General features: G+C 42.2%; 10 protein-coding genes and 1 pseudogene. 6 read left to right on the top strand and 5 right to left on the bottom strand.

Translation table 11 applies throughout. The features are described from left to right. The first annotated feature begins 140 nt into the window (after nucleotides 1–140). Nucleotides 141–935: an MBL fold metallo-hydrolase gene (locus HF992_RS05035; RefSeq protein WP_210729409.1), complete on the top strand. Its 795-nt coding sequence runs from the start codon at nucleotides 141–143 to the stop codon at nucleotides 933–935. Nucleotides 936–998: 63 nt separating this feature from the next. On the opposite strand, the gene HF992_RS05030 is transcribed toward HF992_RS05035, so the two are convergent. Further along, the gene (locus tag HF992_RS05030; RefSeq protein ID WP_168548965.1) at nucleotides 999–1850 is read right to left on the bottom strand and encodes a MurR/RpiR family transcriptional regulator; all 852 of its coding nucleotides are present in this window, start codon (nucleotides 1848–1850) and stop codon (nucleotides 999–1001) included. 146 nt (nucleotides 1851–1996) lie between these two features. Here HF992_RS05030 and HF992_RS05025 point away from each other — a divergent pair. The 4 genes and pseudogenes from HF992_RS05025 to HF992_RS05010 all read left to right on the top strand — a co-directional run bounded on the left by HF992_RS05025 (nucleotide 1997) and on the right by HF992_RS05010 (nucleotide 7653). Continuing rightward, nucleotides 1997–3817: pseudogene (locus HF992_RS05025) on the top strand (PTS transporter subunit EIIC). A gap of 65 nt (nucleotides 3818–3882) precedes the next feature. Then, nucleotides 3883–5307: a 6-phospho-beta-glucosidase gene (locus HF992_RS05020; protein ID WP_168548964.1), complete on the top strand. Its 1425-nt coding sequence runs from the start codon at nucleotides 3883–3885 to the stop codon at nucleotides 5305–5307. 183 nt (nucleotides 5308–5490) lie between these two features. Further along, nucleotides 5491–6648, top strand: coding sequence for an MFS transporter (locus tag HF992_RS05015; RefSeq protein ID WP_168548963.1), 1158 nt, complete (start codon nucleotides 5491–5493; stop codon nucleotides 6646–6648). A 6-nt stretch (nucleotides 6649–6654) separates the two neighbouring features. Next, a complete protein-coding gene (locus HF992_RS05010; protein WP_168548962.1) occupies nucleotides 6655–7653 on the top strand; it encodes an aldo/keto reductase in 999 nt (332 codons plus the stop codon). A gap of 359 nt (nucleotides 7654–8012) precedes the next feature. Here the strand turns inward: HF992_RS05010 and HF992_RS05005 are convergent, their stop codons facing one another. The 4 genes from HF992_RS05005 to HF992_RS04990 form a co-directional block, all read right to left on the bottom strand. Beyond that, a complete protein-coding gene (locus tag HF992_RS05005) occupies nucleotides 8013–8633 on the bottom strand; it encodes a PTS transporter subunit EIIC (RefSeq protein WP_168548961.1) in 621 nt (206 codons plus the stop codon). Continuing rightward, nucleotides 8630–9370 carry a PTS transporter subunit EIIB gene (locus HF992_RS05000; RefSeq protein WP_168548960.1) on the bottom strand — a complete coding sequence of 247 codons (741 nt, stop codon included), beginning with the start codon at nucleotides 9368–9370 and terminating at the stop codon, nucleotides 8630–8632. The genes HF992_RS05005 and HF992_RS05000 overlap by 4 nt, the downstream gene beginning before the upstream one ends. 89 nt (nucleotides 9371–9459) lie before the next feature. Next, nucleotides 9460–10803: a glycoside hydrolase family 140 protein gene (locus tag HF992_RS04995; protein ID WP_168548959.1), complete on the bottom strand. Its 1344-nt coding sequence runs from the start codon at nucleotides 10801–10803 to the stop codon at nucleotides 9460–9462. A 15-nt stretch (nucleotides 10804–10818) separates the two neighbouring features. After that, nucleotides 10819–11727: an alpha/beta hydrolase gene (locus tag HF992_RS04990; RefSeq protein WP_168548958.1), complete on the bottom strand. Its 909-nt coding sequence runs from the start codon at nucleotides 11725–11727 to the stop codon at nucleotides 10819–10821. 135 nt (nucleotides 11728–11862) lie between these two features. Here HF992_RS04990 and HF992_RS04985 point away from each other — a divergent pair, with 135 nt between their 5' ends. After that, a complete protein-coding gene (locus HF992_RS04985) occupies nucleotides 11863–12864 on the top strand; it encodes an AraC family transcriptional regulator (protein WP_168548957.1) in 1002 nt (333 codons plus the stop codon). Nucleotides 12865–12960 lie beyond the last annotated feature (96 nt).

The raw sequence follows: 12960 nt of genomic DNA, 5'->3' as shown, positions 1-12960 counted from the left end.
CACTCTCTCTTTTTCAGGTTATCTCGTCCGCGTTTCATCTTACCACGCTATCTTGAAATCTGGTTTCAAGCTTTGGGCAGAGACTTGCATTTTAAGGCTATTTAACGTAAAGTAGAGGAAAAGGAATTGAGGAGATTGACATGACCAAACAAGCGACCCCACCAAAAACCCAAGCTTACGGTGCAGAAGCCTTTGAACCGATCCAAGGAACTGTCTTGCGGTGGCTAGGTAATTCTGGCCTTCACATCAACAGTCGCGGCACTAATATCATGATTGACCCCGTGGTTGAGGATTTTGATATGCCTCTTTTGATCGAAATGCCCATCACGTCGGAGAAAATCCCTCATTTGGATGCGGTTCTGATCACCCATGATGACAACGATCATTTTAGCAAGAGTTTCCGCCAATTGACCCGTGAGCGAGTGGTTGAGTACCATGCACCACACTTTGTCGCTGGATTAATCAAACAAGAAGGGTTAACAGCTACAGGACATGCCGTTGGCGACCGCTTTTCTGTCAACGATGTCACAGTTGAGGTGACAAGAGCTTGGCACAACTGGAAAAGCGATAATCCTAAGTACGGTCGGACCTATGCGGTCGAGGACCTATGCGGTTTTTACCTCACAACCCCTGATGGGACGATTTACATCCCTGGTGATTCTAAAGCCCTTCCTGAGCAGTACGAGATGCCTGCACCAGATGCTATTTTCTTTGATTGGTCGGATAACTTCTGGCATATTGGCTTTCTTAATGCCGTCCGTCTGGCCAATACCTACCCACAGGCAGACCTGATCTGTCAACATTGGGGAACAGTTGATGCGCCGAATATGAACACCTTTAACATGGACCCACAAGATCTAATGGATAAGGTCGTCAATCCAGAACGCATCCAAGTTCTAGCTGCAGGACAACCCTTTAACTTAACTAGAAAATAAAAAAGTGGTACAGCTACGCTTCCAAAGGAAGTGTGCTGACCACTTTTTCCCTTCTCTTGAATCCTAACGTTTGCCTTCTAACTGTTGGGAGAGCAGGGTCTTGTGAACATAGTGGGCAAAATAATCCGACTTGAAATAGAGGGCATAAAGGGTGTTTAGGATAAAAAGGATAGACTCTTCCGTTGAAAAATTGCCGATCTTGCGGAACTTATCCTCACGGGTACAGATTGTAAAGATGAGGTCAGCTGCCTGTCGTAAGCTGTGCCCCTGTTCACTCGTTAGGCCGATGATAGGCACCGATTTTTCCTTGAGCTGAGGGATAAACCTTAGTGTCTCTATGCCGCTGGAATTCCCCGAATAGGAAATTAAAATAGCTAGATCATCCTTTGTCAAAGAAGCTGTTGTCAGCCCAAATTCCCCAACATGAGCGACCTCTATCGTCTTGCCCAACGCAAGCATTTTTCGCTTGAAGAGGTGACCGATATACTCGTTGGGGCTCAGTCCGAAAAGAACCACTCTGCGTGCCTTGGCTAACCAAACTACCGCCTTTTCTAAATCTTCAGGCACCAGTCTATCTGCGGTATCTTGTATACTCTCTTTTTGAATCGTGGCGATTTTTTGGATAATGGCAGAGCTACTATCGTCTTGACCAAAAGGCAAGCTGTGATCCACCTCAGAGTAATGAGTCACTGAATAGTAGCGCTCAGCAATCAAGGCCGGCAGAAAATCTGTCCACCCCTTGTAACCCAATGTTTGAGCGAACCGAACTAAACTAGCCTTGGAGGTGTAGGTGGCCTTGGCCAATTCTTCCAAAGACTGGTGCTCAATGTCCTTGAGGTGCTCTAGCAGGTAGGTCGCAATAGTCCCCTTGGATGATTGGCTACTAGCAGCTAATTCTTTAATCTTATCAAGCATAGACGCCCTCCATTTCAGTTTATTTCAGCTTTGCTATCCTTAAAGGTAAAAAAATGAAATCGCATACCAAGTTTACCGAAAAGAGCTGATTTTGTCCAGTCAAGACCTTATAATAAAAATGAAAACAACTACGAAGGAGTGGTCTTATGTCAAAAAAGTTCACGGAGCTCGCTAAATCAATCGTGAGTCACCTCGGCGGCAAAGATAATGTTGCCGATGTCTATCATTGTCAGACACGTTTGCGTTTTAAACTAAAAGATGCAGGTCTGGTAGAAAAAGAAAAACTGGAACAGCTTGATGGAGTGACCATGTACTTGTTAAATGCAGGTGTACATCAGGTTGTCATCGGAACCCACGTTAAAGATGTCTATGAAGAAGTGATCCCACTAATAGCACTTTCTCCAGAAATGAGCCAGGAAACAGAGAAAGCATCACTTACTCAGCAAGTCATCGATTTTATTGCTGCTGCCTTTCAACCAGTTATCCCTGCCTTATCTGGAGCAGGGATGGTCAAGGCCGTCCTTGCCTTACTTGTAGTCTTTAAGATTATTGACAATACCAGTCAAACCTACACCATGCTCAATACTTTTGCAGACGGTGTTTTCTACTATCTCCCCCTCATTTTAGCTTTTACCTCCGCCCAAAAATTAAAGACAAATCCAATATTAGCTGTTGGTGTTGTTGCTATGATGCTTCATCCAAACTGGACTAATTTTGTCACAGCTGGGGAACCGGTCTATTTCTTCGGACTGATTCCGTTTAAATTGGCAACCTATACCTCATCAGTTATCCCAGCAATTTTAGTTGTCTTTGTCCAATCTTATGTAGAAGGCTTTTTAAATAAAATAATACCGAAATCAATAGAGCTAGTTTTTGTGCCACTCTTGACTTTCTTAATTATGGGAACCCTCGCTTTTTCTACACTAGGTCCTATTGGAGCCATCATAGGAAGCGGATTAGCTTCGATCTTCACTTACCTCTCTGTCCATGCTAGTTGGGTACCAGCGGTCCTTATCGGATCTCTTTTACCCGTAATGGTAATGTTTGGGATCCATAATGGGATTGCGCCACTGGGGATTATGCAGATGGCACAAGTTGGGTACGATTCCATCTTTGGCCCTGGAGCTCTATTATCCAATATGGCTCAAGCGACTGCAGCAGCAGTCGTTGCCTTTAGAGCAAAGGATAAGCGCACCAAGCAAATTGCGACCTCAGGTGCAATTACCGGTTACATGGGAATAACAGAGCCTATTCTTTATGGTATTAGCCTTCCTAAAAAATACCCACTCTACGCTGCCATGGTTGGTGGTGGACTTGGAGGACTTTACGCCGGTCTCATGCAAGTCCGTCGATTTGCGACCGGATCATCTGGATTACCCGCTGTTGTTCTCTATATTGGGGATAATACCATGGGATTTTTCTGGAATATTCTTATAGCTATGGGAATTACGATTGTCACAACAGCAAGCTTAACTTACCTTTTATCCTTAAAATTTGAAAAAAACGAATCAACTGCCTAAACACTTGTTGAGACAGCGCTAGTTCGTAAAGAGTAAGTTTTGGTATACCTAATACTAGGTTAAATCCTGTCTCTATCAGCAGTAACTGATGCAGTCTTTGCTTTTGAGACCTTGGGCAAAAGTTTTGCTAATGCGTGAGGCCATAACTCGTTTGCCTACCAAACTTGCCCTCGGACTCTTATCAGATACTGGTGCTTAACTGCTTATCCATGTCAGCCTTAATACGATGGAACTAGGTCGGCAATTCTTTGTAAACTATGCCGAAAAGATGTCCATTTACCATTCGGATAAACCGCATTTCGTTTTGAGGCGGCTCCGATTAACCCAACAAACTATCAACTACAGATGCCAATTCTTATGAGGAACCCAACTCACTCTACCGAGGTATCACTCTTAACAGAAGGGATGATGCCAACTCATCAGGACAGAGTGACAGTTATTATTTAAACGAAAAAACAGCGGGGATTATGAAAGAAAACTTTCTATGAACATCCCTATATAAGGAGACACAAATGGTTTTACCAGACAATTTTTTATGGGGAGGAGCGACAGCTGCTAATCAAGCCGAAGGCGGTATGAACAGAGGCGGTCGTGGTCTGAACAACGTTGATCTTTTACCTCTAGACGACGATCGACTAGCTATTGCCAAAGGCCGGCTATCCAATTTAGACCGCCGTGACACTTATTTTTACCCATCGGAAGAGGCAATTGATATGTACACCCATTACTTGCAGGATATCGATCTTTTGGCTGAAATGGGGCTCAAGACTTACCGCATGTCCCTATCTTGGACACGTATTTTCCCTGATGGAGAGGGGGAAGCCAATGAAGAGGGACTGCGTTTCTATGAGGCTATTTTCAAAAAACTCAAGGCCAAAGGTATTGAACCCTTAGTAACGCTAGCTCACTTTGATGTCCCTCTTGCCCTCATTAAGCAATACGGAGCATGGCGAGATCGTCGGATGGTAGCGGCTTATGTCAACTATGCGACAACCGTCTTCAAACGCTATCAGGGCCTAGTCAAGTACTGGTTAACCATCAATGAAATTAACATTCTCCTCCATCAGCCCTTTGTCGGTGGTGGCTTGGTTTTTAAAGAAGGTGACAATGTAACCGAGCTAACCTATCAGGCTGCTCATCATCAGCTAGTAGCTTCGGCTCTTGCAACCAAGGCGGCGCATACCATTGACCCAGAAAATAAGGTAGGGTGTATGTTAGCTGGAGGCAGTCACTATCCCTATACCTGTCGACCAGAAGATTATTTAGAAGCCATTCATCGAGACAATGGCGAATACTTCTTCATTGATGTACAAGCCAGAGGATATTATCCCCGCTATGCCCTCAAAAAAATAGAGCGTGAAGGGCTTAATATTCAGATGACTGAGCAAGATTTGATCGATCTGAGCGAAAATCCTGTTGATTTCGTATCATTTTCTTACTATTCTTCACGGACAGTTTCAGCCTTTGAAGACGACTATGCAACAACGACAGGGAATTTGTTCAAATCCATCAAAAACCCTAATCTAAGGTCTACACAATGGGGGTGGCAAATTGATCCACTTGGCCTGCGAAGCTCCCTCAATATGCTTTACAACCGTTACCAAAAACCTCTGTTCATTGTCGAAAACGGACTAGGTGCCATGGATACACCGGATGCGAATGGTTATGTGGCTGATGATTACCGTATTGACTATACACGTCAACACATCAAAGCCTTTAAAGATGCGGTAGAAATTGATGGTATTGAGCTATTGGGTTACACGACTTGGGGAATTTTGGATCTGACAGCCGCTTCGACAGGCCAGATGAGCAAACGATACGGTTTTATTTACGTGGATCAAGACGATGAAGGTCGAGGAACCCTCAAACGAACTCCTAAAAAATCCTTCTACTGGTACCAGAAAGTCATCAAAAGTAATGGTGAAGACTTAGATTGAGAAAAGCTATCTAAAGGTCAAATAACAGAAAAAAAGCAGGAAAGAGTCACTAGCCAGACTTCCTCAGGACACAAGTAGCTCTATGGAGCTATCCCTCCTCCAACAGAGTCCAAACTTTCTCTCGCCTGCATCCATCAGCGGATGGTTCTATTCTCTATGGAATCTCAAAAAGGAATGTAAATTATGACTGCCAGACTTCAAAAACTCTCTCTTTTATTGGTTTCTGTGATCGTGCTCTCTTCCGGAGTACTCTTACCTTCTTTACCTGAAATTACCCAGGAATACAGTAAGATCAACAGTACCCTAGTAGAGCTTTTATCTACTCTACCCGCCCTCTTTACCATGTTGACGGTTTCCTTTAGCCCACACTTGGCAGAAAAACTGGGGTACAAACAAACGGTCCAACTCGGATTGGTGATCACCCTGGTTAGCGGCTTTGCCCCTATGTTAACAAGCTCTTTTATTTGGTTATTTATCAGTCGGGTGACCTTCGGTATCGGTATCGGCCTGTTTAACCCCTTGCTCTTTAGTTTTTCCTCGCATCTATACAAGGGAAATGAACTTTCCAGCATGATTGGATTTCAATCAGCTTTTGAGGGAATCGGTGGCATCGTGACCTCACTTTTGGTAGCCCAACTGATTGCAGGCGGATGGCGCCAGACGCTTTGGGTTTACCTCATCATCTTGCCAGTCCTTTTACTCTTTAGTTTCTTTGTACCTAATATTGGTAGCCCTAGGACAGTAGAAGCTAGGCAACACACTAAGATTAAAATAGACAAGGCATTTTTACTGCTCATCGTCCTTTTGATGATTCTCATTACCGTTTATATGAGTGTTTCTGTTAAACTGACCGCTCTGCTTTTGGAAGGTCGTTTTGGAACGGCTAAGGATGCTAGTCTGGCACTAGCTCTTATGGGCTTTGGGGCCATGTCAGCCGGCTTACTTTTTGGAAAAAGTATCCAACTGTTTAAGCAGTGGCTCCTGCCAGTAGCCCTGACCGGTATGGGAGTATCTTTACTGTGTTTAGGCTTGACCAGAAACCTTAGTTTAGTCCTGCTATCTAACATCGCGATCGGCCTAGCCTTTAGAAGTTTTGTCCCTTATTTGATGAATTTAGCTAATCAGGTTTCAGATGGTAGTGGCGAGCGTCGGACAGCACTCCTATTGATGGGCTTTAACATCGGATCTGCCTTTGCACCTGTCAGCATTAAAGTTCTTCAAAATATGTTACACTTAAAAGAGGTCAAATCCATTTACTTGGTAGAAGGACTCTTTCTATGCTTCCTTGCAATAGGGAGCTTTGCCTTAATGGTCATCAAAAATCAAAAAAATAGAAAGTAGGTTATCATGGAATACACAAGATTAGGTCAAACGGGGTTAGAAGTTTCAAAGCTTTGCCTTGGTTGTATGAGTTTTGGAGATGCTTCCAAAGGATTTCACTCAGGCTGGCTCCTAGACGAAGACCGCAGTCGTCAGCTGATTAAGAAAGCTCTGGATCTAGGCATTAACTTTTTTGATACAGCCAATACTTATGCAGGTGGGACCAGTGAGGAGTATTTAGGCCGAGCTTTGAGAGATTTCGCTAAGCGAGAGCAGATCGTCATCGCGACCAAGCTGTTCTTTGGTGATGGCAAAGATGATGGACGTAATACTACTGGACTTTCACGTAAGGCTATTTTCCACCAAGTTGAAGCCAGTTTAAAACGTTTAGGAACAGATTATATCGACCTGCTCTACATTCACCGATGGGATTATCACACCCCTATCGAAGAAACCATGGCTGCGCTTCATGATTTGGTTGTTGCTGGTAAGGTGCATTATTTAGGGGCTTCTGCTATGTATGCCTGGCAATTCCAAAAAGCCCAATATGTGGCTGAAAAATATGGGTGGACCAAGTTTTCGGTTATGCAAAACCACTATAACCTCCTCTACCGTGAGGATGAGCGGGAGATGATGCCATTTTGTCAAGATTCGGGCGTCGCACTGGTCCCTTATAGTCCATTAGCAGCCGGTCGAGTGGTTCGTGACTGGACAGCAGATACCGCTCGTAGTAAAACCGATGCTGTCGCTAAAGCCAAATACGATAGCACCGAAGACGATGATCGGGCAATTGTGGAACGCGTAGCTACCCTAGCAGAGCGGCATGGCATCACCCGCAGCCAAGTAGCTCTAGCTTGGCTCTGGCAAAAAGGGATTCATTCCCCTATTGTCGGTGTCACTAAAGAAGCCTATTTGGATGACTTTATGGGCGCTTTTGCTGTCAGCCTGACCCCAGAAGAGATGGCTTACTTAGACGAACCTTACAAGCCTCATCAAGTTGTAGGCGCCCTGCCAAAACCAAATTAATCCATAACTCTTCAACTCTTCCTGAGAAAAGTTGTGACTCCAAACGAAAATCACACTGTCAGCCTCGTCTTGAAAACCATCAAGATTAAGCCGAACAGTGTGATTTTTAGGTTTTAGTTGAAGCTGTCTAAGATTGTCTCCCATACATGAGAATGAAATGATAGTTGAATTTATCACTTCTAGCCTAACGGATGAACCATCAGTTGTTTGCTAACTCGCTACCCTCAAACAGTCACTCCCCTGACTGTTTAAGGTTCTCAGGTCGAGGATACAAACTCTATCCAAATATTTTGAGCGGCCTCTACTGGCTCTATTCTGCTCTCTAGAAAAGCGCCATGTGGCGATAAGAATCGGGAGTCTCAATCTTCACCAGTTCCCAAAACAAAGTTCAAAATAATTGGAACAAAGAATGCTACTGCTGCTGCAATTATAAAGGAATACATGCTGTGCAAGCTGTTGGTTTGTGGGTCAATGAATAATGGAAATGCCATCAATCCACCATTTCCGAAACCGTAGATTTTAGCATTCGCAAAGGCTTGGATGGCACCAGCCATTCCTCCTGAAATAAAGGCATAAACGAATTGACGACGATACGGAAGAGCTACGCTGTAGATAATCGGTTCTGTGATACCAATCAATCCTGTAATACCAACGGAATAGCCCATAGATTTATTTTTCGCATTTTTGGTCTTCAATGCAAACCCAATAGCGGCACCAGCTAAAGCAAATACTGTGACCTGGAAAACAGCATTAATAGGATCTTGTCCAAGATTCGTAATATTATTAATGAGTACAGGAATAAAAGCATAATGCAATCCAAAAATAACAACTACTTGCCAAAAAGCACCTCCAATAATTCCAAAAAGAATCGGACTGAAATTATAGATAGCCATCACAATAGTAGCTAAACCGTTTGATAATTGTGTCATGACAGGACCCAAAACCAAGAAAGCCAAAGGCGCTGTAATCACTATAGTCATGAGCGGTGTAAACATCCAACTGACTGTTTCATGAATTCTTTTAGCAAGAATTTTTCGATTTTAGCTGCTACAAAAGCCGCAACCATCGCAGGAAACAGAGACTGCGTATAGTTGACCAGAACAACTGGGATACCAAAGAAGGAAATGCTCTCACCAGCAGTCTGTAAGGCAATGATGTCGGGAAACACGAGGGAAGCACCAAGCGCTGCACCTATAAATTGACTGCCACCAAACACCTTACTGGCGTTGAATCCAACCCATATAGGTAAAAAATAAAAGAAACTTTGTGCCACAGCGTACCAAATTTGATAGGCCCCATCCGTTGGTTGCAAGAGTTTCATAGCAACTGCAAGGGCCAGTAATCCTTTCAAGATACCAGCCGCCCCCATAATGCCAAATGTGGGTGTCATAATCCCTACAATACTCTTGAAAAAGCGATTAAAAAGATTCCCTTGTTCTTTCTCAGATGGAGCTTCCACATCTGTCATTGGAGTCCCCATAGCCTTTAAAAATGCCTCATGGACTGCAGGAACAGTCAAACCAATAATCACTTGATACTGCCCACCCGCAAAGACGCTTCCATTGACTTTTTCTAAGCCGTCAATCGCCTCTTTTTGAACCTTACTTTCATCTTTTAGAACAAGCCTTAGGCGAGTTGCACAGTGTGTAGCACGTGTCACATTTTCTGGACCTCCAACGAGATCTAGGATATTTTGAGCTAATGTTTCGTTTGTCATAAGCCTTCCCCTTTTTTATGATACTTTAATTGTAATCGTTTTCCAACTCATTGTAACTACCTCTGTTTTAGAAAAAGACTATCAATTTTTTAGATTTTTTTACTGATAACTAATAAGGTATCCTGGACAAAGCGCGACATCTTAAAAGTGGTTTGATTCTTTTCTGAATTGAATACACCAGTCGCTTCCGCTCTCCTATTTTTGTCCAGATCCAGGTAATAAGCACTCTGCTTACTGTAATCTCCAAAAAGCTTGACTTGAATATTTGATGGAATGTATACAAGGATTAAGCTATCATTTTCTGCCACCCTTATCTCTGTAGACACGGATTTTTGAAATTCGCTAGACTGTAGCATTCCTTCAGTATTTGACTTCCCATTAAGTAACAAGTGCTGTGCTGGAGCGATATCAAATAAGTCTTCTGATTCAAAAAAATGTCTTACAAAACCATAATCAAAGGCCCCTTCAAATTTTAAAGCATCCCGCCAATCATAAGGCGTTTCAAAAGCCTCACCAATGGACGAGTCAAAAACAAGACTCTCATCATGCCAGCTCCAGATCCCATGTGCACCATAGGTGATTCCTGCATGCGCACCTGACAGAACACTTTGCCAAGCAATTTTCCTCACATCTCTCCGATCAAAGCGTCCATATTCACGTCGACTATATCCCATCAATTCATAGCAAGGTTCTGAATTGATAACAGGCTTAATTGGCATCTTCTGATAAAAGTAGTCCGCCAGAGTATAAGCAGTTTCTTGAAATTGTTGATTGTGCCCAGATTGGTACATATAAAAATCAATGGATTCATCCTTCAAAAAGTAATCCGGAATCTCCTTGTAACGTCCTCTAATATGCATTGCTGTCAAAGCATCTGGCGACAATTCCTTTACTTTCTTTAGCGCCTTGCCATAATAATCTTCAATAACTTCTTGAGTCTGAAAATCAGTATCCCCACTAATGATATAAAGGGGGTTATATTGGTCATAACGCGAAACGACATCTGTCACGTAATCCTCAATACACTCTTTGGGAAACAAACCAACTTGCCTGATATTCATTTGACTAGCCCACGTATCTGGAACATAATTGGCCCAGAGTAAGACAAGAGCTATTGTGATCCCTTTCTCATAAGCTTTAGCTATCATCCGTTCCGCTCTATCAAAATAATCCTTATTAGGGCAAGAAAAATCAAAATGCCCATTGTCCAATTGATGAAAAGGTAAAACATCTAGACGTGAACTGCTTGCATCCCATTGCCACAGCATATTCACTTGGATAACATTAAAGCCTTGCTCACGACGATAATTTAAATAATATTCCCAATCCTCTTCTGAGATATTCGTAAAAGCACTCCAACAAGTATCTGCTAGATAAAAGATAGGTCTACTGTCTCGTGTAAAATAGCGCTGCCCTTTTGCGACTTGAAACATCATTTTCTCCTTTTACTAACCGTCTATAGACTGGTAAAAACCACCACGATCTGTCTTTATGGGATACAACCATTCGAGGAATAAATCAACCCATTTATAGACTTGCGCATTTTTATTACTTGCCTTGATTCCTGTCCGTAAATCACCTAATACTAGACCATGTTTTCCTTTATCAAAAACATGTACCTCATAAGCGACACCCTGTTTTTCAAGTTCTAAGGCAAACCGAAGCGCATTATTAGCAGGAACAAGGACATCCTCACGTGTGTGCCAGATAAAGCACGGTGGGGTTTTATCCGAAACGTGGCTAATCGGATTCATCGCCTCACTGATTTCTTTATTACCGTGCAGATGACCTGTCGCAGCTAATGCTACTTTATTGAGACGACCTTCTTGCTCACCCGAAGCATTAAAATCTAGTGCAGCATAACCAAGCATCGCGTGCGTTGGACGGTACAGGTCTTTTTTCTTTCCAACTTTTTCTTCTAGCCATTCTTCATGCCACATAGTCGCCAATTGACCCGCTAGATTTCCTCCAGCAGAATAGCCAGAGACGACGATAAAGTCCTCGTCAACATTGTAGGTCTCTGCATTTTCTCTCAAATAAGCAACTGCTGTTGCTAATTCAACAAGAGGATTTGGAAAAACAGATACTGGATTTTTAGGAAGTTCATCAGGATTATCACTAGCATAAGCTGCCTGACCTTCTGTTGCATAATGAACCACAACAACATGGAACCCTTCCGCTAAGAAGCGTAACGCCACTTGTTCATCTTCTCGAAATGAGGTCCAAAAGTAAGCACCACCCGGACAAACCACGATCGTTGGGTACTTACGCTGTAAGTCGATTTCATGGCTAGGTTCTTGAAAATAGTATTTCGCATATGCACCATTTTGACCTAATTTTCTCTCAAAATATTTCATAAATCCCCCTATCATTTTTTTGTTTAGTAAACTAAGAAAATAATTCATTGACTTAATAATGATTATAGCGTTTTCATGTTAAAATAGAACTATCAAATCATTAGAAATTAACTATCATTTTTTCAGGAGTATTCAATGAACTTCGAGCAATTAGAGAAACAGTTGTATGCATTGACCGATAGCGAAAAACGCTATCTTGAAAATGATGTTCCTGATTATTACAAACATCCAATGACAACTATTCAAAATAGAGCCATCTACCATTTTTCCTATAAAAATTTTCCTCTTGAAAAGATTGCTCCCTTTTATATAAGAAAACAAAGTCGATTCGTGCCTGTACCAGAACATGTCACAGATGTCATTGAAATAAATTACGTTTATAAAAGAACAGGGCAACACAAAGTGAATGAAAAAACAATTACGCTTAATCAAGGGGATTTAATCATCATTGATACCAACACTAGTCATGAAGCTAGCGAAGTTGGTCTAGAAGATATTATTATCAGCATCAATGTCACCCAAGAGTATTTTAAGCAACACTTTTTGAATCTCTCCCAAAACTTTTCAGCCTTATCTCAATTTCTCTTTCAAGCAATCTCCGAAAGTCGTCACCACAATCAATACCTTATCTTTCGTAGCACCAACACTAATTACCTACACCTTCTATTCCAGCAGCTACTCCATGAAACGTATTTCCCAACACAATACCACACGCAAGTATCCAGTCATTTTTTGCAACTCATTCTTTTAGAATTGGTCAACTCTTTCTCTGTAGAAGCTAACGGTATCAGTGAAGATAGCAATAAACAACAACTCACGTTAGATATTTTAAGTTTCATCGACCATCATTACTTGACAGCAACACTATCTGAGTGTGCCAAACAATTTGGCTATAATAGCAGTTACTTTAGCCAACTTGTCAAGCAAACTACTGGCTTAACATTTAAACAATTGCTTCATTCCAAAAAGCTCGAAGTCAGCTTGATTCCCTTGCTCCATTCTTCTGTTTCTATACAAGATATCGCTATCGATTCAGGGTTTTCAAACTTGAATCAGTACTATAAACTCTTTAAAGCACGCTATGGGATGACACCTGCACAATACCGATTAGATAACAGTAGTATAAATTCTATGTGAGTCTTCAAAAAGTTTAAAGCGGTGACACTGGATGTTCTATTCCATTAAATCGCTCATCCGCCCGCCATGCTCAAAAAGCGTAATAGAATGGAACAG

It is taken from the genome of Streptococcus ovuberis, from assembly GCF_012396585.1.
Taxonomy (GTDB): domain Bacteria; phylum Bacillota; class Bacilli; order Lactobacillales; family Streptococcaceae; genus Streptococcus; species Streptococcus ovuberis.
Note: the sequence above shows the minus strand (reverse complement) of the source record. Positions and strands in the feature narration are given on the sequence as shown.